The sequence below is a fragment of the Vicinamibacteria bacterium genome (assembly GCA_035620555.1).
Classification (GTDB): domain Bacteria; phylum Acidobacteriota; class Vicinamibacteria; order Marinacidobacterales; family SMYC01; genus DASPGQ01.
In genome coordinates this window covers 1-20,918 of record DASPGQ010000184.1, presented here as the reverse complement: position 1 = coordinate 20,918, position 20,918 = coordinate 1, and the positions used below count along the sequence as shown (strand labels likewise).

Here is a 20,918-nt window from a genome sequence, read left to right as displayed (position 1 = left end):
ACGATTCTATCGGAGCTCGAGAAGTGGTAGAAAGCGACGCGAGAGCTCGATGGAGGTGACCTCGTGGAACGCCGTGAGTTTCTGAAGTCCGTCGTGACGGCTCCTGTCGTCGGGGGAAGGTCGCAGCGAGCGGTTCAAAGTGTTTCGGCTTCCCTCGAGGACAACGTCTATACCAGACTGCTGGGTGTGAGACCCCACCTCGGGGCTCACGAGCACATCTCACGTCTCGGCGGCTCTCGAATGCATCCGGACGTCATCGAAGCACTCGTGGAGGCCAACCGTTATTTCGTGGACATGAACGAGCTGACCGAAGCCGCGGGAAAGCGCGTCGCCGAGCTTCTCGGCGCCGAAGCGGCTCTCGTGACCGCGGGCGGATTTTCTTCGATGATCCTGGGAGCCGCCGCCTGCCTCACCGGCATCGATCCCGACAAGGTCGACGCGCTTCCCCATCCGACCTGGCTACGGCGAGAGTGCCTGATTCAATCCGAGCATCGGTTCTCCTACGACCGCGCCTATCGCGCGGCGGGAATGGTCATCGTGGAGGCCAAGAACCGAGAGGAGCTCGAGCGGAAGATTTCCGACAAGACAGCGATGATCGCGGTGCTCGCCGCCGTCGAAGAGCAACGGGAGTTCGGCCCGCCCAAGCCACGCAAGCGTGCGCTTCCTCCCGAGCCTTTGGCCCTGATGCCCGAAGAGCTCATCGCGATCGGCAAGCGGGCGGGCGTTCCCGTGCTGGTGGACATGGCCTCCGATTTGCCTCCGGCTTCCAATCTCACCCGTTGGGTGAGGGAGGGTGCCGACCTCGTGGTCATCAGCGGCGGCAAGGGCCTTCTGGGACCGCAGTCGACGGGGATTCTCGCGGGGCGCGAGGATCTCATCGCCGCGGCCCGCCAGAATGCGGCGCCGAACGGCAACATTGGCCGCGGCATGAAGGTGGGCAAGGAGGAGGTCATCGCCCTCGTCGTCGCCCTCGACCGCTACACCCGGCTCGACCACAACAAAGAGATCGAGAGCTGGAACGAGAAAGCCCGCTGGCTGGAAAAAGAACTGAGCGGGATTCCTGGCGTACGCGCCGAGTACGCCGTCAACACCAAGGGCTACGCCGACATCGACTTGAGCTGGGACGAGAACGTCATCGGGCTGTCGCACGAGGAGCTGCGGGAAAGGCTGATGGCTGGTTCGCCAAGAATGACCTATGACGGGACCACCGTGCGGGTGCGCCAGCTCACGGACGATGAGCTCGTTGTCGTCGCCCGAAGGCTCAGGCAAGTTCTGGAAGCGGCGAAATCGGGATAGTGGAGGCTAGGCGTACGAGCCCGCAACTCCCGCGGGAGTTGCGGTGCGCTCGTAGATCGCGGGCTCCACGACCGGCTCGCGGTCGCAATCGATCTCGGCCGCAAGAGCGTGGTACGCGCGCGCCGGCGCCGAGCTGCTTCCCGTATGGAAGATGGGTCGTCCTGCCTCGGCGGCATCGGCCAGTCGTACCGCCTTGGGTATGGGCTTGAACGCATACACGCCCCAGAGATGCGCCTGTAAGGCAATGTGCTCCATCATCCTCAGGGCGTGTCGACTTCGGCTGTCGTACATCGTGGGAAGGAATCCGGCAACCTTCAGCGATGGGTTGAGTCGCGAGCGAATGTCGTCGACGGCTGACATGATGCTCGGAAGCTGGTTCGCCGCGAGAAACTCGGTCTGGACTGGGATCAAGACATCATGCGCCGCCGCCAGGGCGTTTGTGGTAAGGGAGTTGATCGAGGGGGCGCAGTCCAGCAAGACGTAATCGAATCGGTTGAGGTGCGGAGCGAGCGCCCGCCTCAGAGCTCGTTCACAGTTGCCGTGCACGACCAGCTCGCGCTCGCAGTGGCCGATTCCGTAGCCGCCGGCCACGACCATTCCCTGAACCGGCACGAAGGCCTCGGCCAGATTCCCGGTGTCGAAAAAGGCAGTGCTCAGCAGGGCATCCGCCAGACCGGGTCGCGGCATGGGAACCTTGAGTGCGGAGCAGAGGTCCTGCTGATCGTCGAGGTCGACCAGGAGGACGCGCCGTCGTTTCGCCGCCAGCGCGGCACCGAGATTGATGACCGTCGTCGTTTTCGCCACCCCGCCCTTGCGGTTCGCCACGGCGATGACTCGGGTCGATATCGTTGAGGTCATATCGCACTCCAGGCTGGGGACGAGATCAGCTTAGGGGACGACGAGACCCTGCTCTGTGATCCGGTGTGGGGGGAAAGTCGAACACGGGGTCGGGGGATTCCCCCAGCCGGTCGTTCGTCTTGCTCGCGGGTCCGATGGTTGGGGTATAGTGCCGGCGTGTCCGCGTCCATTCTCGTCACCGGTGGTGCCGGGTTCATCGGAAGCAACTTCATCCACTACGTTTTCGCGCACCACCCCGATTGGAAAATCACCAACCTCGATAAGCTCACTTATGCGGGCAACCTGGAGAATCTGCGCGAGATCGAGACCCGGCCCAACTACCGGTTCATTCGAGGGGACGTGGCCGACCGAGGCACCGTGGAGCCTCTCGTGGCCGAGTGCGACTATGTCGTCAATTTTGCCGCAGAGACTCACGTGGATCGTTCCATCCTCGACGCGGGTGCGTTCATACAAACCGACGTCTACGGAACCTTCGTCCTTCTGGACTGCATGCGTGCCTCGGGACGGACCCGACGGTTCATTCAAATCTCGACCGACGAGGTCTACGGGACGATAGAAAAGGGCTCGGCGAAGGAGTCGGATCCGCTCGCACCGCGTAACCCCTACGCGGCCAGCAAGGCGGGCGCCGACCGGCTCGCCTACTCCTTCTTCGTGACCTACGGGGTTCCGGTCATCGTGACGCGCGCCTCGAACAACTACGGCCCGCGCCAGTACCCCGAGAAGATCATTCCGCTCTTCGTAACGAATGCGCTCGAGGACCGGCCGCTGCCGCTCTACGGCGATGGTCTGCAGGTGCGGGACTGGCTCCACGTCAGCGATCATTGCCACGCCATCGATTACCTTCTGGAGAAGGGAACCGACGGCGAGACCTACAACATCGGCGGCAGCCACGAGCTCACGAACGTCGAGCTGACCCGTAAGGTTCTTCGCATCCTCGACAAACCGGAACATCTGATCGAGCACGTAAGGGACCGGCCGGGACACGACCGCCGGTACAGCCTGGATACGTCCAAGCTCAGAGCGCTCGGATGGTCTGCCCGCATGCCTTTCGACGAAGGTTTGGAGGCAACCGTGCGCTGGTACTGCGAGCACCCCGAGTGGTGGCAGCGCATCAAGAGCGAGAGCGCCGATTACCGGGACTTTCACGACAAACACTACCGAACCCGCTCGGACGAAACCGCCTTCGATCGCTGATTGACCTTTCGGTCTTCCATTCCCCACAATGGAAGAAGAGCCGTCGATGAGCGAATCGACCCAGACCAAGAGCGTCGCCGATCACTTCCGCCAGATCTACAAGCGGCTCGCGGAGCTCGAATCCCGCGTCGAAGCGGTCGAAGATCGGGTCGATTCCCGCCCTTCTATCGACTACCCGACGAAGCCGGACACCGAGGTACTCGTTCAGGTCGTGGAGCTGGAGACCCGTTTGAAGCGTCTCGAGAGCGAAAACCAGGAGCTCACCGAGCGGTGTGATCGTCTTCAGGCGCACAACGAGGCCATCTCCAACCTCTACGTCGTCAAGCATCGACTCCACGCGTCGCTGGAGCCAGGCGAGATCATGCGAATCATCCGCGAGATTCTCAGCGAGCTGGTCGGGGCGAGCGAGTTCGGCATCTTCCTGCTCGATCCCCGCCAGGCCGCGCTACGTCGCGTGACCGGTCTGGGACCGGAGTCCGGGCCCGACTCCATCTTGATCGGTGACGGCCATCTCGGCCGAGTCGCCAAAGACGGCCAGGCCTTCTTCTACGACTCGTCAGGAAACGGCGAGCGGGCACCGGACGTCCCACTCGCCGCCATTCCCTTGCGGGGCGAAACCGGACCGATCGGCATCATCGCGATCTGGCGCCTGCTTTCGCACAAGGACCGTCTGAGTCCCATCGATCACCAGCTTCTCGAGCTCGTCGCGGATCAAGCTCCCTTGGCTCTGATGTCGGCGCACCTTCACCAGAGAAGCCGCGCCCGGAGTCGATCACCGGGCGGGAGCTCGGCGATTTAACGGGTCAGCTCTTCCAGGTACTGGGGGAAGATCCTTCTCCACGTGGCCCAGTCGTGGTGCCAATCCGACCCCCAGGAGTCGAGGCGGTTGGGAACGCCCTTGTCTCCGAGAGAGTTCGCCACCCGCCACGACTGGTACGCCGCTACCCCTTGGAAGTTCTCGATGAACTCCGCGAGCTTGGTGTCGGCGTCCTTCTGCCTTCCCAGAGCGTGATACACAAGCGCCAAGCCGTACAGTTGCCACAAGGGCTCTTTCTCTCGCTCCACTTCCGCGAGCGCTGCCTCCGGCTTCGACCGCGCCAGGTAGACGAGGCCCAGGTCCAGATGTGCGCCTCGGTAATCCGGGTTGAGCTCAAGAACTTTGTCATAGGCTGCCTCGGCCTCGTCCAGCCGGCCGGCGTAGTAGGCGAAGCGCCCGACGCGTTCGGTCGAGCTCCGCCACGTGCCGGCTCGGCTCGAGGGCCTCGTCGACGCGGCCCATCGCACCGGCGACTCTCGCCGCGCCGACGACGACCGCGGCATTTCCGGGTGCGATCTCGAGCGCGCGCCGGTATTCTGCCTCCGCCCCGCTCCAGTCCCGGTCGTAGGTTCGCTTGATGTTCCCCAGTGCGACGTGTGCCTCAGAGAAGTTGGGATTCAGCTCCAGGGCTTGCTCCGCCAACTCTCGCGCCTTCGCCTTTACCAAGTACTCGGCAAGCGAATAATCACTCTTGCCCCTGACCGGACCCGGTTTCATTCGAGACCGGGTCCGTGAGCCCTGTTGGTTTGACCCCGGTCGGTTCTTGTGCTAAAAACTTAGCATCATGACTGCCACCGACTTGCGTCTCGCCCTTCGTTCCCTCGTCAAACGTCCGGGTCTTACCGCCGCCGTGGTCGCGAGCCTCGCGCTCGGGGTCGGGGCGAACGTGGCCGTCTTCAGCCTCGCCAAAGCAGTGCTCATCGAGCCGCTGCCGTTCGACGATCCCGACGAGCTCGTGATGGTGTGGGAGCGCAATTTCCTCCGCGATCGTCCGCGAAACGTCGTCTCGCCCGCGAACTTCCTCGATTGGAAGGAAGCGAGCCAGTCGTTCGACGGGATGGCCGCTCTCGTGCCCCGCCGGTTGACGCTGTCCGGGACGGGAGACGCCCCGGTGCTCGTCTCTGCGCTCGAGGCGACGGAAGATTTGTTCGCGCTCCTCGGCGCGCCATCGATGATGGGACGGACGTTCTCCGCGGAGGAGTATCGCGAGAACGCTCGAGTTGCGGTCGTGACCTACGAGCTGTGGAGAGGAGCGCTCGCCGGTGACCCCGCCGTTTTGGGAACGCCCCTGATGCTCGAAGAGCAGCCCTACACGATCATCGGCGTGCTTCCGCGAGGGTTTCGGCTGGAGATTCCGGGCACGGCCTACTCCTTTCCGATCGATCCGATGGTGTTTCTCCCGCGCGCGGTGGCCGATTCCTGGCGGGAGCGAGGCGGACGCTCGATCACCGTGATCGCGCGCCGGCGCGCCGGCGTCGAACTCGAAGCGGCGCAGGCGGAGATGGACGCCATCGCGGAAAGGCTGGCCGAACGGTACCCCGACTTCAACACGGGCTGGGGCGTCAACCTCGTGGCGCTCAAAGAGCAGATCGTGGGTGAGTCGAGAGCGACGCTTCTTCTTCTCTGGGCGGCGGTGACCGCGATGCTCGCGATCGTCGCCGCCAATGTCGCGAACCTCCTTCTCGGCCGCGGCCTTCAACGCCGCCGCGAGATCGCGATCCGAACCGCCATCGGCGCGGGAGGACGCGACATCATCCGCCAGCTGTTGCTCGAGAGTCTCGTTCTCACAACCTGCGCCACGGTTCTCGGGATCGCGGTCGCACACGGCGTCATCGGCGTTTTGAAATACCGGAGCCCGATCGATCTGCCCCGCCTCGATACGGTCGCGGTGGACGGCGTCGTGCTGCTCTACGCTCTCGGGGCGACGATCGTCATGACGCTCGTTTTCGGGCTCGTCCCCGCGCTCCAATCCCGTCGAACGGACGTCACGAAAGCGTTGCGCGAAGAAGCGCTCGCCGCGTCTTCCGCTGGCGGACATTCGCGGCTTCGCGGCCTTCTCGTCGTCTCCGAAGTGGCGCTCGCGGTCGCGCTCATCGCCGGAGCGGGTCTTCTCGTGCGGACGCTCGTCGCGCTTCGCGGAGTCGATACCGGCTTTCAACGAAACGGTGTCGCGACCCTCACGATCGCTCTTCCCGATCGCTACGATACGGACGCGCTCCGCGCGCGCTACTACGAGGAGCTTCTTTCACGGATCGAGGCGCTGCCGGATATCGACGCGGCTGGGGTCGTCTCCTCTCTGCCTCTCACCGGGCCGCACGCCGCCACATCGTTCTGGGCTTCCGATGCTCCCGAGCCCGCGCGCGGCGAAGCCCCCGTCGCCGATATCCGCATCATCCGCGGGGACTACTTCCGCGCGATGGCGGTGCCGCTTCTCGCCGGACGCCCGTTAGACGCGCGCGATGGAAAGGACGCACCGCCGCGCGGCATCGTGAGCGCGGAGGCGTTGCGGGTGCTATGGCCGGGAGAGGATCCGTCCGAGGTTCTCGGCCGCGAGGTCGTCGTCAGTTGGGGAGAGCCGCTTCCGGTCGAAGTCATCGCGGTCGTGGGCGACGTGCGACACCAGGCTCTCGACGTCGTCCCCCGGCCGATGATCTATTGGCCTCACGACCAGAACGTATGGGGCGACATGACGCTCGTCGCTCTCTCGCGTGGCTCCGACGCGGACGAAGCGATCGCCTCGGTCCTCGGCGAGGTGAGAGCGCTCGATCCGAACGTCGCGACGCTCGACGTCGGCACCTTGACGGAAGTGCTCGACGCGTCCGTTGCGGATCGTCGTGTTTCGTCCGTCGTTCTCGGTGCGTTCGCGTTGCTCGCGATGGGTCTCGCCAGTCTCGGTGTCTACGGCGTCGTGTCGTTCTCGGCCACGTCGCGTTCTCGCGAGATGAGCCTTCGGCTCGCTCTCGGCGCCACCCCGTCGCGCGTGATCGGCCTCGTGCTGTCCCAAGGGCTCGCGCCTGTCGTGATCGGCGTCGGTCTCGGTCTCGTGGCCGCGCTCGCGGGCAATCGTCTGGTCTCGTCACTGCTATATGGCGTCAGCCCGACCGATCCGGTGACGCTCGCCGCATCCGCTGTCGCTCTGGTCATCGTTGCCGCCGTCGCCGCCTATCTTCCCGCCCGGCGGACGAGCCGTCTCGGCCCGGCGACAGCGCTGCGATCGGAATGAAGTGTCGGGTGCGACCTCGTCACTCCGAGCGGAGCGTTTCGATCACATCGACGCGTGAGGCACGCGCAGCTGGAAGCACCGACGCCACGATCGCTGCGGCGAGAAGCAATAGCGCCGCCGCGATCACCGTCGTTCACGGGGAGCGTCTCGCCGATCTCGTTCTCGGAGCCCAAATCGAGCTCATAGCCGGAGCGGGCCACGGGATGGTATCGTCGCACGCCGAAAGGTGGCTTCGAGCATCGAGCGCTTCTTGGGGACCGAATCGACCAAGGACCCGTGGGGCGGGCTTTGAGAGAAAGACGAGACGATGGACTTCTTGCTCGTCGAGGTCGGGGAAAACGAGGCGTTCTTTGACGGCTTGACGCACGGGTACGACGCTCGAGATCTTCTTGTCGATGAGGGGCAAAGTCGGCACCCTGCGAGAGGAGCCGTTCGTGTTCGAGCGCGTCCCGTGAAGGCTTTCCCATTCGCGTTCGCGCTCGGAATCCAGCTCTTTGCCTCGATGTCGTTGGCCCAGGACAGGGTCGTCGTTTACGTGAACGCGCCTGATAGCGGGCACGAGCTTCGTCTCGTCCGGCCCGGTCGGACCGATACGCTCCTGACCCGTCTCGCCGGTCCACCTCAGAACCTGTTTTGGACAGAAAATTTCGACACGCTCTACTACCGGGTCGACGAGACGGTCTTTCGACTTGCTTGGACACTCCACGCGGAGCCGGAAGCGATGCTAGAAGGGACGCCGGACGCGGCGGAGCTGTGGATCGATGCCGACAGCGGCCGGTGGCGAGCGTACGAGATTCAGTTTCCCGAATCGGGAGCGACGTTGAAGTATCTGGCACGCATCTACCAGCATCACGCCGAGCATGGCTGGCAGGTTCTGATCGAGCGAGAGACCCAAGGCTGCGAAGCGGGCGACGGGTCGATGTGTGGAGAGGAAGTCCGGAGCTACCGGGGCGGGCGGCACGGTGTCTTCCTGTCCGATCTACAAGAAGCCATGCGGATCGGGAATCACCTCGACCGACTCGGAATCGACTTCGACTCGGACCTGGAAAAAGAACCGCAGTTCCTTCGCTCCATTTCCGACGAGAACGTGGGGGTCGAGCTCGATTTGCGTTTGGGCGACACCCTGCACGGCTTCGCGCCCGTTCACTGGGTCGATAGACGGAACGGCACGGAGAAGGAGATCTATGGCGATGAGACGGGCTGCGGACCCCAGGTCGGCTTCGAGGAGTATTCCGGGTGGCTTCTCGTCACATCCGAGTACACCGGCGGGTGCGCCCGCATCGTTTCACTCGCGGACGGACAACTCGTTTGGCAAGCCCCGGCCGGTGCTTCGCTCGCCGTGTGGGCTCGAGAGCCTCGACCGCGCTGACTCAGTAGGATTGCGAAGGACGACCCAATCAAGCTGGTGTCGATCCTGGTTCGAGAAGGGGAAGCAACTCGTCCCACTGGGCGAGCCGTGAGATATGAATGCGAAAGGCACACATTGTGCGCTATACTAGCGCATGCCGTACTTCTCTTGGAACCAAGAGAAGAACGAGAGACTCATGCGCGAGCGCGGCGTTTCGTTCGAGGCCGTCGTGTTCCATATCGAGCGGGGCGATCTGCTCGATGTCTTGGAGCATCCGAATCCAGAACGATATGCGGGCCAGCGTATCTTGGTGGTGGCCATGAATGAGTATGTCTATCTAGTGCCGTTCATCGAATCCGAGGACAACGTCTTCTTGAAGACGATCATTCCCAGCCGGAAGGCGACGGCGCGCTATCTGGGAGGCTCCTAGTGTCGAAGCTGGACAAAGTCGAAAAGGAACTGCTCGACTCGGTGGAAGCGGGCGAATGGACGAGCGTCCGCGACAGAGTCGCCGAGCTCGAACGCTATCGCGCTTATGCACGTGCGACCTTCAAGAAAGACCGCCGGATCAACATTCGCATCTCCAGCAAGGATCTCGAAGCTCTTCAGAAACGTGCGCTGTCCGAAGGGATCCCCTACCAGACTCTAATCGCGAGCATCCTTCACAAATACGCGAACGGACGTTTGAAGGAGCGTGAGGTCTGAAGCTGTGTGCTGCCGCAGCGCGGCAGAATTCCAGGGTGAAGAGCGGTGCGGCGCGAAGCAAGCGACCCGCGTAGCGAAGCTCTTGGGTTAGGCCCATGTCGGTCATTTCGGAAGTTAGGTCGAGACATGTCGCTCGATGTTCTTCATCTGCTGGGTCCAGCCCCCGTCGTTCGCGTGGGTGTTGGCATCTTGCTCTGAGTTGGATTCATAAAAGACGAGCTCGGATTCGGGGTGATACCGCACCTTCACCAGAGAAGCCGCGCCCGGAGTCGATCACCGGGCGGGAGCTCGGCGATTTAACGGGTCAGCTCTTCCAGGTACTGGGGGAACATCCTTCTCCACGTGGCCCAGTCGTGGTGCCAATCCGACCCCCAGGAGTCGAGGCGGTTGGGAACGCCTTTGTCTCCGAGAGAGTTCGCCACGCGCCACGACTCCCCGATGTTCTCCGCCTGACCCTCTCCCGAAGCGAGGAGCACGAAGCGGTTGCGCAGAGCGCCCAGCAACTCGCCCTCGAGACCCGGCAGAAAGTGCAACGGCGAAGCGAAGTAGAGATCCTCCGTGGGCGTTCGACCAAAGAAGCGATCCAGGTCATAGGTTCCCGATATGCATAACGCATGGGTGAAGGCATCCGGGTAGCGGCACAACACCGCGAGCGCGTTGAAGGCCCCGATCGAGGAGCCGGCAGCGATCACGCCGACGTTCTCGGTCGCACAGTCCCGCCGAATGGCGGGCACGAGCTCGTAATAGACGAACTGCTCGAACTGATTGAGCAGCCACATGCGGTGCTCGGGCGAGCCTTCGTTAACCAGCATGGCGCGACCCGCGACGCTATCGCAGGAGTAGACCTTGATGCGTCCGCTGGCGAGGAGCTCCGAAAGGGAGTCGATGACATGGAATCGCTCGACCTCCTCGGCATCTCCTCCCGCCGTGGGGAAGAGCAGCACCGGAGTGCCGATCTCCCCCCAGCGAACGACTCCGACTTCCCTCCCCAGACGGTCGGAATACCAACCGGTCTTGAGCTTGCTCACGGCTACTCGTAGACCATCCACAGGGGTCCGGGGAAGAGCCAGGAGAGTCCCTCGCGCATTCGATCGCGCCAGTTCTCCCAGTTGTGGCCGTCGCGCGACTCCCGGTAGCGAATCTCCATCCCGGTTCGCTGGAGGAACGGAACGAGAGATCGATTCTCGTAGATGAGACTCTCGTACGTACCGCAGCTCACGAAGACTTTCTCGCTCACCGCCTTAGGGTCTTCACGGAAGTCGTTCATGAACTGGACCACGGGATCGAAAGTGGGTCCGCGTTGATGTTCGCCGATGTCGGTGAAGGCAAACGACCCCGATTGCAGGAGCAATCGGCCGAAGAATCCCGGGTAGCGCCAGGCCGTGGTGAGCGACGCCACCGCACCAAAGCTGGCCCCCATGAGACCGCGATGGCGCGGTGTGCCCAACAGGGGGAACTCTCTCTCGAGATAGGGCACGAGCTCTTCGGTGATGTAGCGGGCGTGAGGCTCGTGATTCGCGTACTCGACGAGACGCTTCTCCGGATGGGTGAAGGCCACGATCATTCCCGGGATCTCCAAGCGGTAAATGAGGTTGTCGAGGACGGTCTTCATGCCCGAATACTTGATGTACTCAGGCCCGTCGTGGACGACGAGCAGGGGGTATCGGCGCGTGGGCCGGAAACGAGCTGGCCGGTAGATCATCACCCGGCGCGCGCTCTTCATCGCCTGGCTCTCGAACATCACCTCCTCGAGCGAGCCCGGACGGGCTTCGGGATCGGGCGTCGCCCAGTCGGGAACGCGGTACCCGGGGGTGTGGCACACGGAGTTGTCCCCGAAGGGATCGGAGGCCTTGTTGGGATTCAAGGGATCGAGCAACCACTCCATCTTGCCTTCGTGCAACCGCTGGAGCTTGTACTCGATTCGCGATTCCGCCGGAAGCTCCATCACCAGGTACCAGAGACTCGTACCATCGATGCGATGAAACTCCTGTGACGACGGCAGCCCGTAGATCCAGTGTCCGAGGAAAACCGCCTCGGCAGAGCCTCGGTAGACGAACGTCGTGTAAGGCCCTTCGAGGAGCGGAAACTCGTGTGCGGCAAGGAAGTCGTCGACCTCCTTCTTTCCCGGCTTCTGATCGGCAAGCCGGTGGATCGCGAGCCGTCGATCGACGATCTGCTCGCGAGCGCGTTTCACCATGACGTCACCTGCTCGACGCTGCCGTCGGGGCAGAGTCTTCGAGCGCCGCTCGAGCTCCAGCCCTCTCCATTCCAGGCCATGGCATCGCCCGGTCCCATGACGATGCATGCGTCGGGCGCGAATCGCTCGGCGAAGGAGCCGACTCGATAAGGATCCTCGAGGTCGAGCCGCTTCTCTCCGTCGGGAAGGGCGACGAGGCGCTTGCAGAGGCCGAGCCCCTGTTCCATCACCTCGGCATTGCCGGGCCCTTGTGGCGGATGGTCGTGAAACAGAACGACGCGCTCGGTAACGACCATGGCCCCCGCCGACCAGGCGATGACGTGCTTGCCCTCGGCAAGCTCCCTGACACCGAACAGTCGCAGGCGATTCAGGAGGACCGCGACGTGACCACCGGCCACCACGAGCGCCGCGGCGGCTCTCAGTATCTTCGCGACCTCTTCCCGCTGCCGAGCCACGGATTCCCGCTCCAGAGGCTTCCACCTCTCCTCGAACTCGCTCCGGACCTCGATGATACGCTTCAGGTGCCAGCCATCGAGCTCACGAAGCTGCCTCATGGCATGATCCCGCTCGGGCCTCAGCAACCGCGCATCCCCCGACTCGCGGAGCAGGCGGAGCACGGCGTCGCGGGCGTACGCCAGCCGCATCTGATAGAGGCCCTCGATCTCGCGAAGATGTCGCTGCATTTCGCGGTGAGCCTGGGTGAATTCCGGATCGGAGCGGAAGACGCGGTCGGCCCGGCTGTAGAGCTCCAGATCGACCGAGCGGCCCCCGAGATGCTTGTCGAGCTCCTCGTCCTCTCCCTCGCGCTCCTGCCAACCGGCGGTCACCACGGCGACCGGCCCTTTGGACTCGATCCCGAGAGTCGGGAACAGCCTTCCGAGAAACGGCTCGTGATGTTGCGGGCCGAGAAGCCAGACGGTTCTCGCGCTCATTCCGCACGCACCCGGACCGTCCGCCCTACCCGATCCAGGAGCTGCCGTAAGGCGTCGTAGTCGGGATGCTTCATCCGGATCCAGGCGTTCGCCATGTAGCCTTCCGCCACGGGCTGGGTCGGGGTGCCGGTGCTGGGCAAATGGTAATCGATGATCCATTGGCCCAGGTCGCGCTCGATCGCCGACAGACCCTCGTAGCCGATGATCCGGCCGTCTCGTTCCGGCCTCAAATTGATGATGCCCGCCGAATAGGCCCGAGTCGGCTTCTGACTCGAGCGGCCATGAACGATCGCCATCGCCCACTCCCGGTACAGATCCATTTCGTTGCCAGCACAATAGAGATCCCAAGCCCTTACGCCGGGTGGACGGCACCCAATCTCGGAGAATTTGAGCCCCTTGGGTCCAAAGAACCACTCCATGTGCGTGGCGGAGGTATCGATCCCGAGAATCGAGATGACTTTCTCCCCCATCTCCCGAACCTCTTTATAGTCAGGAGCCGACTCGATCCGGTTCGTCGTGAGGAATTGCGGCGAGATCCATCGCGTCCTCATCGCCTCGAGCACGTTGGGATAGTAATGAGAGATGAAGTCGTGGACGACCTTCCCGCCAATCGTAAGCGTATCGTAGAACGCTTCGTGCCCCTCGACGTACTCCTCGACGGCGAGGACGACGCCCTGGTCGATTCCCATCTCCCCCATCGCCCAATCGAGCTCCTCCATCGTCGTGGCATGGCGCGTTCCCGACGCGCCAGCGGCCGCGGGGGGTTTCAGGACCACGGGCAGGCCGACCGACCCGGCGAAATCACGGATCTCTTCCCGGGAGCCGGATCCGAGCGACTGCGCGCACGGAATGCCGCCCTCACGCAGAACTTCTTTCATCGCGGGCTTGTCCCGACAGAGAAACGCGGTCCGCGAAGAGGTTCCGGGAATACCGCAAGCCTCCCGAACGTGAGCGGCAGGAAGGACGTGCGCCTCGACCGTCGCCTCGAGACGATCCACGGGGAGCTTGGACTGGAGCCATTGCACCCGTTCGACCATCACCCGCTCGTCGCAGACGTTTTGTACCTGTTCGTAGTGGGTGAGCCAGCGCCTCAGTCCGTCGTCGAGCGAATCCTTCGGGCGCTCGCCGATGCCCGTCACCGTGGCCCCAACGTCGTGGAGCGCACGGGCAAACTCCCGCTGGTTGACGGGAAAGCACGGCTCGACGAGGACGACGTGCATGGCGTCGCCTAATCTATCAGGAGTTCCCGATACAAGGCGACATAGCGTTCGACCAGCCGATCCCAGGAGAAGTCCTCGGCCATGGCGTTGGCCACGAGCCGGCTCCACGCCGGCTCGTCCTCGTAGAGCCGGATCGCGGTGCGAAGCGCCCAGACGACGCCGTCGGGGGTGAAATGATCGAACACGATACCCGTTCCCTCCCCGGTCACGGAGTCGAAGAGGCGCACGCTGTCGGCCAGGCCTCCGGTCCTCCGGACGATGGGAACGGTGCCGTAGCGCAGGCTGTACAACTGATTCAATCCGCAAGGCTCGTAGCGCGACGGCATCAGGAACATGTCGGCGGCCGCTTCGATCTGATGCGCCAGCTCGTCGTGAAACCCTCGGTAGAAGCGGACGCGGTCGGTGAACCGCCGCTCGAGGCCGTGGAAGAAAGCCTCATAGCCAGCCTCGCCCGATCCGAGGACGATTAGCTGAACCGTTTCCGAGCCGAAAATCGTGGGAAGCGCGTCATACAGGAGCTCGATGCCCTTCTGATAGAACAGACGACTCACCATGCCGATGAGTGGAACGGACGGCGAGTAAGGCAGACCGAATCTCCGCAGGAGATGTTCCTTGTTCCGGGTCTTGCCGGAAAGATCCGCCGAGGAGTAATGGAAGGGAATTCGGCTGTCCCGGCTTGGATCCCATTCCCGGTAATCGACACCGTTGAGGATACCGACGAGCCGATCGCGGCGTTGCCTCAAGAACGGATCCAGCCCGTAGCCCTGCTCGGGGCCTTGGATCTCCGACGCGTAGGTCGGGCTCACCGTCGAGAGACCATCGGCGTGCACGATCCCCGTCTTCAAGAAATTGACCTCTCCGTTGCGCAGATCGTTTGCGTCGAACGGCTGGGAGTCGGCGAGGCCGATCGCCCCCAGGACCGATGACGGGAACACGCCCTGGTAGGCGAGATTGTGAATGGTCAAAAGCGTCCGAGCCGAGGCGAAGAGCTCGTCCCACGCGTACAGCGTCTTCTTCAGGAGCGGCGTCAGCGCCGACTGCCAGTCGTTCGCGTGAAAAACGTGCGGAGCGAAGCCGAGCCGCTGGCAGCTCTCGAGAACGGCGCGACAAAAGAAAAGAAAACGCAGGGGCTCGTCGGGATCGTTCGTATAGATCTGCGGGCGGGCGTAGTACCGCGGGCAGTGGACGAGGTAAGCGGTGACCCCGGAGTCGGGAAGCTTCACCGAGAAGAGGGAGGTCCCGATGGGCTCTCCACCGAGATTCACCGCGAACGAGCCAACGTCGACGGACGTGATTGCCTGCCCCGAGGCTTCGATGCCGGAGTAATACGGCAGGAAAACGCGAACATCGTGCCCCAGCTTTCCCAGTGCTCGCGGAAGCCCGAGGGCGACGTCGGCGAGCCCGCCGGTCTTGGCGAAGGGCGCGACTTCGGACGAGAGGTAGGCGATCCGGAGCGAGCTCACGCCACCGGAGTATATTCCCCGGGACGATTTTACTGACAGGTGTACCCGCCATCGGTGCTGACCAGCGCCCCGGTCATGAAGGGACAATCATCGGACAAAAGGAACAGTACGGCCCTGCCGATCTCCTCGGGCGTTCCAAGTCTATGGATCGGTTGGGCCGTGCGCAGCATTTCGTAGATCTTCTCGACGGGCAAGCCGCTCGTCCGGTGGAAACGCTCGACCGTGGATGCCAGCATCGGAGTGTCAATGGTACCGGGGCAGATGCAGTTCACCCGTACGTTGTAGGGAGCATAGTCGATGGCGATACTCTTGGTGAGCTGACCCAGGGCCGCCTTGGTCATGCCGTACACCGTGCTGGACCCCTTGCCGATGAACACCTGATCCGAACCCATGAGAACAACGTTGCCGTATTGCCGCTTTCTCATGACCGGCAGGACCTCTTTCAGGACGAAAAAGGGACCCTTCAAGTTGATGGATAAAACGCGTTCGAGCTCCTCGATATTCGTATCCTCTATGTTGGCAAATAGATGAACGCCGGCGGCGACGAACAGCAGATCGATCCTGCCTTCCTGATCCACCACGTTCTCGACGCACCGGCGAACCTGGCCGTAATCTCGGACATCACAACGTTGGAACGAACCATCCGCCGTTTCCTTGATATCGAAGACGTGCGTGCTGCACCCCTCTCGAGCTAGCAACCGCACGACGGCATTGCCCATGCCGGATGCTCCGCCGACAACCAAAGCAACCTTGTCTGCGAATCCGCTCGTCTGTTCCATGAGTCGTCTCCTTTCTGAACGTCGAGCTCACGCGCTCGCGGAAGCGGGCACGGCCCCCGCAGCATTTCGAGCGGCCGATGTGGTGCGACACCATACAGGAGATCGGGCCATCGCGGGCATCGATTTGGGACGCCTTTCCGACTACGAGCGCGTCTTCAACGACTGATTCGCAAAGGAGCGAGAGGTGGGAGTGGCGAAACGACACCGAGGTCTGATACACGTCGCGCGTGTCCTTCCGGTACGGTTTCATCCTGAACGCGGGCAAGACGGTCGAAAGCATCGTCGAGGTCGCGATTGCCGCCGAGGAGCACGGTTGGGACGGACTCTTCATCGCCGACGCGATCGGAATCGAAACGAAGGAGTTTCCTGCTTTTCCGTTCTTCGACCCCTGGGTCTTGATGGCCGCGATGGCGGTTCGGACCCGGCGGCTCGTCCTCGGCACGATGCTCACCGCGGTTCCGAGACGGCGCCCCTGGAAGCTGGCGCGCGAGGTCGTGACCCTGGACCACCTGTCCGATGGGCGCGTCATTCTCGGAACGGGCGTCGGTGCGGCCGAGGACGACGGTGGTTTCTACAAGGTCGGTGAAGCCATGGACCTAAGGACACGCGCCGCGCGCCTCGACGAAGGCCTCCAGGTGCTCGCCGGGCTCATGACCGGCCGACCCTTCTTGTTCGAAGGCGAGCACTTCAAAGTCGACGCGATGACGCTACTGCCTCCTCCGGTGCAGAAACCGAGAGTGCCGTTGTGGGTCGTGGGCGTCTGGCCCAAGCCGAAGTCCATGGCCCGGGCGCTTCTTTGGGACGGTCTCATTCCGCAACCGCCGACACCCGCTGAAGGCTACCCCGAGCCATTCGCTCCCGATGTCTATCGCGAGATCAAAACCTACGTCGACGAGCACCGAAAATCCGCAGGCCCTTTCGACATCCCCGCGAGCGGCACCACGTCGGGAGCGAAGAAAGACCGAAGCAAGTCCCGAGATCAAGTGCAGGCCTACGCCGAATCCGGCGCGACCTGGTGGCTCGAAGCCTCGTTCTCCTTCGACACCACCGCTCCCTTGAAGCGAATCCGGCAGGGACCGCCCCGGCTCGATTGACCCGAGGTGCGGCGCACCGTTTCAAGGGGCTTCGATGAACTCGCCCGTCGCTTTGTTCTTGTGCACCCGCTCGCCGGCGAAGATCCTTCCGTTCATCGCGACATAGACGCCGGGGGCGAGTGATTGCGCGAAGGCGAGAGCGCTCCCGAGGTTGAAGAGACCATCGGAGCTTCCGAACTTGAAGGGAATCATCGCTCCCGTGAGCACGATCGTCTTGTCCGCGATACGTGCCTCGGAGAGCGCCCGCGCAGTCACCTCCATCGTGTCCGTCCCGTGGGTGATCACGATCCGCGTCTCCTTGGCCTTGCGGCAATGCTCGACGACGATCGCGCGGTCGTCGTCGGACATATCGAGCGAATCGATCATCATCAACGTCCGCACCTCGACCGCGAGCTTGGACCGGCCGAGGGCGAGCATCTCGGGCACGTGGGTGTCCCGGAAATAGAGCTCGCCCCGGATCTCGTCGTACTCCTTGTCGAAGGTGCCGCCGGTGACGAAGAGACGGATCCGCGGCCCGGGCGCGGGGCTACTCTTGGGCTCGCTCATCGTCGCTCATTATAGAAGACGGTTTCCGGACGTCGTCGCGCCCGCGCCGGTTACTTGTCGGTGAACGTTTCGAATCTTTGCCGGACCGAAGTGGCGCGCCACGAAATTGTGCTATTCTTGGCGCTCGTAGACAAAATCAAGCGGTCGCGCGCCGCGTTTGCGGCGGCAGGGAGGATTGGATGACAACATTCTTGTTCAGTGCCTTGGTGTTCGCCGTCGGCACATCGGCGGCCGTTGCCCACCAGCAAGAAAACGCCCCGACGGCCATCACGACCGTCGAGCTCGGGGACGTGAAAGTTCGCTACCTGAACTTCAAATGGGATGAAAAGGCATTCGAAGCTCTGGAGAAGGGCGGCGACCTGCCCGCGGCGCAGCGCAGCTGGGCCATCGCGCGCCTGTTCCCCGACAGACCGATCCTGATCGACGGAATACCGATCTCGGGGGGAAACCTTCTCATCCTCAACCCGGCTCGCGGAGAGAAGCCAATGACGTTCGAGGTGCGGGTGATTGACATGCGCGAGATATGGGAGGACCCGAACGTCATCGCTGTGCCCCCGGAGGGGCGAACACTCTTCGAAGGACCCGCCCACTTCGGCAAAGCGAACACCGTCGCGGAACGTTTGACGCTCGCTCTGAGCGAGGGCGACGGGGCGATCAAGCTTTCGATCCACTACGGGGATCGCCTGGCTGCACTGGAGTTCGGCCGCTAAACCGTCGCACGGAAAGAAGCTGGGCCGGCGTCGGGCGGTCGAAGTGAAGAGCGGTGGGCGGCTCCGCCTCGGGCATGCCGCGCTCATGTCGACGCCGAGCTCATCGGCGCCCGCCGAGGCGTCCCGGGCCTTCAGCGGCCCAGGCCTTCGAGCGTTTGCTTCTTGTATCCACCGGGGGGAGTGAACTCCTCGTCCGAAATCGAAACCTCGTCTGCTGACTCGAAGGTCGATCGCCGAATGAGCTTCCCCTCGCCGTCGTAGTCCTCGGAGATGAGAGAAAACCCTCCGAGATCGGCGGTGAACGCCGCCCCGACATTCCCGACGGTGCCACCCCCGAACATCGGAATCTCCGAAACGCTTTTTGCCAGCTGCATGAGCCCTTCGGCGAAGTCTCTCATCTCGTGGGCGAGCGCGACCATCTCCTCTCCACCGGCAATCGCCCCTTCGTCACAAACACAGGCTTTTTCTTCCAGGACGCCATCCCGGGTAACCTGTTTCCACTGGCAGGCGATACCATTGGCGCTTCCGCTCTGGCCGAGATCGGTTACGACCGGAGGGGAGGGCGGCTTGTAATCTCCGCCGGCTCCCATCTTGTCCTTCATCATGCGTTCCATCATCTCTCGTTGCTCGGGAGGAACCTGTGCGAGCGCCTCTTGCATTTGCTTCATGGCTTGACTCATCTGCTGACCAAGAGCCTCGATGCGCTCACGATCCAGGACCATGTAAGACTTCTTTTCGTGATCGATCATGTACATTTCGTCGGTTTCCCCCAGGAAGATCACGGTGCTCGCGAGCTTCCCATCCATCCCCTGGGTGTCCATCCGCATGCGATTGCCTTCCACTTTGGTCACGCTCACGTACGACTCGCGTGCCTCGAAGAATTGGTTGTCCTCGGCGAAATTCTCGACCGTGTTGCGAAAAACCGCCCCCGCGTGGGCGAGCCCCTGGATACTCGGCATCGTCAGACAAACGGCGAGCACACTCGTTCTCAGGTTCATCAACTCCTCCAACTGCCTTTCTTGTGTGAGATCCCGTCTAAAATAACACAGCGGCGCGAGGGCCGAAAGGTTCCTCGTAGGGAGGCCAGTGCTTCGCTGCACCGGAGTATAATCCCGCGTGTGACGAACGTAGTCTTCGTGGCTCCCTTCTTCATGGAGACCACGTTACGTTTCATCGATGCCGCGGCCTCGATAACCGACGTTCGGCTCGGACTCGTGAGCCAGGCTCCCGAGGACGAGCTTCCCCCACGGTTGAAAGCGAAACTCTCCGGCCATTTCCGCGTCGAGGACGGAATCTCGACCGACGCCCTGCGTCCTGCGTTGCACGCGATGCGGAAGGCATTCGGCTCCGTCGACCGCATCCTCGGGACGCTCGAACAGCTGCAGGTGCCCCTCGGGCAGCTACGCGACGAGCTCGGCGTCGCCGGACTCGGGGCGGAGACCGCACTCAACTTTCGCGACAAGGCGCGCATGAAGACGGTTCTCACCGAAGCGGGTCTGCCCTGCGCGCGCCATCGGCTCGTCGAAGAGGCGGACGCCGCCCTCTCCTTTGCCCGTGAGATCGGGTATCCACTCGTGGTAAAGCCGCCCGCCGGGGCCGGCGCCCGCGCCACCTTCCGAATCGACGACGAAGCCTCCCTCATCGAGTGTCTCCGCGCCATGCCGCCATCGCCCCAACAACCCACGTTACTGGAGGAGTTCATCGTTGGCGAGGAGCACTCGTTCGACAGCGTCGTAATTGGAGGTCGACTCGTCTGGTACTCGGTCAACGACTACTACCCGTCGCCGATCGAAGTGCTTCGCCACCCCTGGATTCAATGGTGCGTCGTCTCGCCGAAGGAGATCGACCATCCGCGCTACGACGGCATCCGTAAGGTCGCCGAGCCCGCGCTTCGAGCTCTCGGCCTCGTGAATGGCCTGAGTCACATGGAGTGGTTCCTGCGCCCGGGAAGCGGAGTCGCAATCTCCGAGGTCGGTGCCAGGCCGCCCGGGGCACAGTTCGCCACCCTCATCTCCTACGCACACGACTTCGACCTGTATGGCGCTTGGGCCGAGCTGATGGTCCACGACCGGTTCAGGCCGCCGCCGCGACGCTACGCGGTGGGGGCGGCGTACGTTCGGGGGCAGGGCCGAGGGAGTCGAGTGAAGGCCATCCATGGACTCGAGCACGCGCAACGCGAGATCGGAGACCTCGTGGTCGAGGCGAAGCTTCCGCGGCCGGGACAGGCGCCGACCGGCACTTACGAGGGAGAGGGTTACGTGATCCTGCGCCATCCGGACACCGAGGTCGTCGAGCGCGGCCTCAAACGTCTCGTCGAGCGCATCTACGTGGAGTTGGAGTGACCGCATGAACGTCTTGATGTTCAGCCCCGGATTCCCCGCGGAAATGCCTTTTTTCGTACGCGGGCTGAAGCGAGTCGGAGCCAACGTGATCGGTCTCGGAGACCAGCCGACCTCGGGGCTTCCCCAGATCGCGCGGGAGAGCCTCGCCGCCTACATACAGGTTTCGTCGTTCACCGACGAAGCCGCGATCTTCC

At 63.1% G+C, this 20,918-nt stretch carries 23 protein-coding genes; 12 read left to right on the top strand and 11 right to left on the bottom strand.

Features of this window, described 5'->3' with window-relative positions:
* Positions 1-63 precede the first annotated feature (63 nt).
* Entirely contained in the window at positions 64-1,296 is a 1,233-nt protein-coding gene (locus VEK15_07225; GenBank protein ID HXV60466.1) for an aminotransferase class V-fold PLP-dependent enzyme, read from the top strand.
* Between the two features lie 6 nt (positions 1,297-1,302).
* On the opposite strand, the gene VEK15_07220 is transcribed toward VEK15_07225, so the two are convergent.
* Positions 1,303-2,154, bottom strand: a complete 852-nt coding sequence (locus VEK15_07220) for a ParA family protein (GenBank protein ID HXV60465.1) — start codon at positions 2,152-2,154, stop codon at positions 1,303-1,305.
* A gap of 156 nt (positions 2,155-2,310) precedes the next feature.
* Here VEK15_07220 and rfbB point away from each other — a divergent pair, with 156 nt between their 5' ends.
* Together rfbB and VEK15_07210 are read left to right on the top strand one after the other, a co-directional pair.
* Positions 2,311-3,348, top strand: coding sequence for a dTDP-glucose 4,6-dehydratase (rfbB, locus tag VEK15_07215; protein HXV60464.1), 1,038 nt, complete (start codon positions 2,311-2,313; stop codon positions 3,346-3,348).
* 46 nt (positions 3,349-3,394) lie between these two features.
* On the top strand, positions 3,395-4,147 hold the full coding sequence (locus VEK15_07210) for a GAF domain-containing protein (protein ID HXV60463.1): 753 nt from the start codon (positions 3,395-3,397) through the stop codon (positions 4,145-4,147).
* On the opposite strand, the gene VEK15_07205 is transcribed toward VEK15_07210, so the two are convergent.
* Both VEK15_07205 and VEK15_07200 read right to left on the bottom strand, forming a co-directional pair.
* The gene (locus tag VEK15_07205) at positions 4,144-4,536 is read right to left on the bottom strand and encodes a hypothetical protein (protein HXV60462.1); all 393 of its coding nucleotides are present in this window, start codon (positions 4,534-4,536) and stop codon (positions 4,144-4,146) included. The two genes, VEK15_07210 and VEK15_07205, sit on opposite strands and share 4 nt — an antisense overlap.
* A complete protein-coding gene (locus VEK15_07200) occupies positions 4,511-4,882 on the bottom strand; it encodes a tetratricopeptide repeat protein (GenBank protein ID HXV60461.1) in 372 nt (123 codons plus the stop codon). Before VEK15_07200 ends, VEK15_07205 begins: the two co-directional genes overlap by 26 nt.
* Before the next feature lie 67 nt (positions 4,883-4,949).
* Between VEK15_07200 and VEK15_07195 the strand changes: the two genes are divergently transcribed.
* The 4 genes from VEK15_07195 to VEK15_07180 all read left to right on the top strand — a co-directional run bounded on the left by VEK15_07195 (position 4,950) and on the right by VEK15_07180 (position 9,441).
* On the top strand, positions 4,950-7,388 hold the full coding sequence (locus VEK15_07195; protein HXV60460.1) for an ABC transporter permease: 2,439 nt from the start codon (positions 4,950-4,952) through the stop codon (positions 7,386-7,388).
* 451 nt (positions 7,389-7,839) lie between these two features.
* Complete coding sequence (locus tag VEK15_07190; GenBank protein ID HXV60459.1) at positions 7,840-8,757, top strand: hypothetical protein; 918 nt, start codon at positions 7,840-7,842, stop codon at positions 8,755-8,757.
* Positions 8,758-8,890: 133 nt separating this feature from the next.
* Positions 8,891-9,166 (top strand): BrnT family toxin, encoded by a 276-nt coding sequence (locus VEK15_07185; GenBank protein ID HXV60458.1) that lies wholly within the window; start codon positions 8,891-8,893, stop codon positions 9,164-9,166.
* The gene (locus tag VEK15_07180) at positions 9,166-9,441 is read left to right on the top strand and encodes an antitoxin (GenBank protein HXV60457.1); all 276 of its coding nucleotides are present in this window, start codon (positions 9,166-9,168) and stop codon (positions 9,439-9,441) included. Before VEK15_07185 ends, VEK15_07180 begins: the two co-directional genes overlap by 1 nt.
* Before the next feature lie 296 nt (positions 9,442-9,737).
* Here VEK15_07180 and VEK15_07175 read toward each other — a convergent pair whose 3' ends face one another.
* From VEK15_07175 to VEK15_07150, 6 genes are read right to left on the bottom strand one after another with little or no spacing between them, the layout of a single operon-like run.
* Entirely contained in the window at positions 9,738-10,469 is a 732-nt protein-coding gene (locus VEK15_07175) for an alpha/beta hydrolase-fold protein (GenBank protein ID HXV60456.1), read from the bottom strand.
* 2 nt (positions 10,470-10,471) lie between these two features.
* Positions 10,472-11,638 (bottom strand): alpha/beta hydrolase-fold protein, encoded by a 1,167-nt coding sequence (locus VEK15_07170; GenBank protein HXV60455.1) that lies wholly within the window; start codon positions 11,636-11,638, stop codon positions 10,472-10,474.
* Positions 11,632-12,570: a Type 1 glutamine amidotransferase-like domain-containing protein gene (locus tag VEK15_07165; GenBank protein HXV60454.1), complete on the bottom strand. Its 939-nt coding sequence runs from the start codon at positions 12,568-12,570 to the stop codon at positions 11,632-11,634. The genes VEK15_07170 and VEK15_07165 overlap by 7 nt, the downstream gene beginning before the upstream one ends.
* On the bottom strand, positions 12,567-13,790 hold the full coding sequence (locus VEK15_07160; GenBank protein HXV60453.1) for an ATPase: 1,224 nt from the start codon (positions 13,788-13,790) through the stop codon (positions 12,567-12,569). The genes VEK15_07165 and VEK15_07160 overlap by 4 nt, the downstream gene beginning before the upstream one ends.
* An 8-nt stretch (positions 13,791-13,798) precedes the next feature.
* The gene (locus VEK15_07155) at positions 13,799-15,253 is read right to left on the bottom strand and encodes a glycogen/starch synthase (GenBank protein HXV60452.1); all 1,455 of its coding nucleotides are present in this window, start codon (positions 15,251-15,253) and stop codon (positions 13,799-13,801) included.
* Positions 15,254-15,282: 29 nt separating this feature from the next.
* A complete protein-coding gene (locus VEK15_07150) occupies positions 15,283-16,032 on the bottom strand; it encodes an SDR family oxidoreductase (GenBank protein ID HXV60451.1) in 750 nt (249 codons plus the stop codon).
* On the opposite strand from VEK15_07150, the gene VEK15_07145 reads away from it, so the two are divergent.
* Together VEK15_07145 and VEK15_07140 are read left to right on the top strand one after the other, a co-directional pair.
* A complete protein-coding gene (locus VEK15_07145) occupies positions 16,031-16,198 on the top strand; it encodes a hypothetical protein (protein HXV60450.1) in 168 nt (55 codons plus the stop codon). The genes VEK15_07150 and VEK15_07145 overlap by 2 nt on opposite strands.
* A gap of 61 nt (positions 16,199-16,259) precedes the next feature.
* Positions 16,260-17,126 (top strand): LLM class flavin-dependent oxidoreductase, encoded by an 867-nt coding sequence (locus VEK15_07140; GenBank protein ID HXV60449.1) that lies wholly within the window; start codon positions 16,260-16,262, stop codon positions 17,124-17,126.
* A gap of 21 nt (positions 17,127-17,147) precedes the next feature.
* On the opposite strand, the gene VEK15_07135 is transcribed toward VEK15_07140, so the two are convergent.
* Complete coding sequence (locus VEK15_07135; protein HXV60448.1) at positions 17,148-17,672, bottom strand: asparaginase domain-containing protein; 525 nt, start codon at positions 17,670-17,672, stop codon at positions 17,148-17,150.
* Between the two features lie 179 nt (positions 17,673-17,851).
* Here VEK15_07135 and VEK15_07130 point away from each other — a divergent pair, with 179 nt between their 5' ends.
* Positions 17,852-18,382, top strand: coding sequence for a hypothetical protein (locus tag VEK15_07130; protein HXV60447.1), 531 nt, complete (start codon positions 17,852-17,854; stop codon positions 18,380-18,382).
* A 131-nt stretch (positions 18,383-18,513) separates the two neighbouring features.
* On the opposite strand, the gene VEK15_07125 is transcribed toward VEK15_07130, so the two are convergent.
* Entirely contained in the window at positions 18,514-19,380 is an 867-nt protein-coding gene (locus VEK15_07125; protein HXV60446.1) for a DUF4412 domain-containing protein, read from the bottom strand.
* Positions 19,381-19,500: 120 nt separating this feature from the next.
* On the opposite strand from VEK15_07125, the gene VEK15_07120 reads away from it, so the two are divergent.
* Entirely contained in the window at positions 19,501-20,724 is a 1,224-nt protein-coding gene (locus VEK15_07120) for an ATP-grasp domain-containing protein (protein HXV60445.1), read from the top strand.
* A 4-nt stretch (positions 20,725-20,728) separates the two neighbouring features.
* Positions 20,729-20,918: hypothetical protein (locus tag VEK15_07115; GenBank protein HXV60444.1), on the top strand; the 190-nt coding region annotated here is incomplete at its 3' end.

What these genes read in the sequence shown, in the direction of transcription:
- VEK15_07220 (HXV60465.1), bottom strand. Translation starts at nt 2,154, where the DNA reads ATGACCTCAACGATATCGACCCGAGTCATCGCCGTGGCGAACCGCAAG.
- VEK15_07210 (HXV60463.1), top strand. Translation starts at nt 3,395, where the DNA reads ATGAGCGAATCGACCCAGACCAAGAGCGTCGCCGATCACTTCCGCCAG.
- VEK15_07200 (HXV60461.1), bottom strand. Translation starts at nt 4,882, where the DNA reads ATGAAACCGGGTCCGGTCAGGGGCAAGAGTGATTATTCGCTTGCCGAG.
- VEK15_07195 (HXV60460.1), top strand. Translation starts at nt 4,950, where the DNA reads ATGACTGCCACCGACTTGCGTCTCGCCCTTCGTTCCCTCGTCAAACGT.
- VEK15_07185 (HXV60458.1), top strand. Translation starts at nt 8,891, where the DNA reads ATGCCGTACTTCTCTTGGAACCAAGAGAAGAACGAGAGACTCATGCGC.
- VEK15_07170 (HXV60455.1), bottom strand. Translation starts at nt 11,638, where the DNA reads ATGGTGAAACGCGCTCGCGAGCAGATCGTCGATCGACGGCTCGCGATC.
- VEK15_07165 (HXV60454.1), bottom strand. Translation starts at nt 12,570, where the DNA reads ATGAGCGCGAGAACCGTCTGGCTTCTCGGCCCGCAACATCACGAGCCG.
- VEK15_07160 (HXV60453.1), bottom strand. Translation starts at nt 13,790, where the DNA reads ATGCACGTCGTCCTCGTCGAGCCGTGCTTTCCCGTCAACCAGCGGGAG.
- VEK15_07145 (HXV60450.1), top strand. Translation starts at nt 16,031, where the DNA reads ATGAGTCGTCTCCTTTCTGAACGTCGAGCTCACGCGCTCGCGGAAGCG.
- VEK15_07150 (HXV60451.1), bottom strand. Translation starts at nt 16,032, where the DNA reads ATGGAACAGACGAGCGGATTCGCAGACAAGGTTGCTTTGGTTGTCGGC.
- VEK15_07135 (HXV60448.1), bottom strand. Translation starts at nt 17,672, where the DNA reads ATGAGCGAGCCCAAGAGTAGCCCCGCGCCCGGGCCGCGGATCCGTCTC.
- VEK15_07130 (HXV60447.1), top strand. Translation starts at nt 17,852, where the DNA reads ATGACAACATTCTTGTTCAGTGCCTTGGTGTTCGCCGTCGGCACATCG.
- VEK15_07125 (HXV60446.1), bottom strand. Translation starts at nt 19,380, where the DNA reads ATGAACCTGAGAACGAGTGTGCTCGCCGTTTGTCTGACGATGCCGAGT.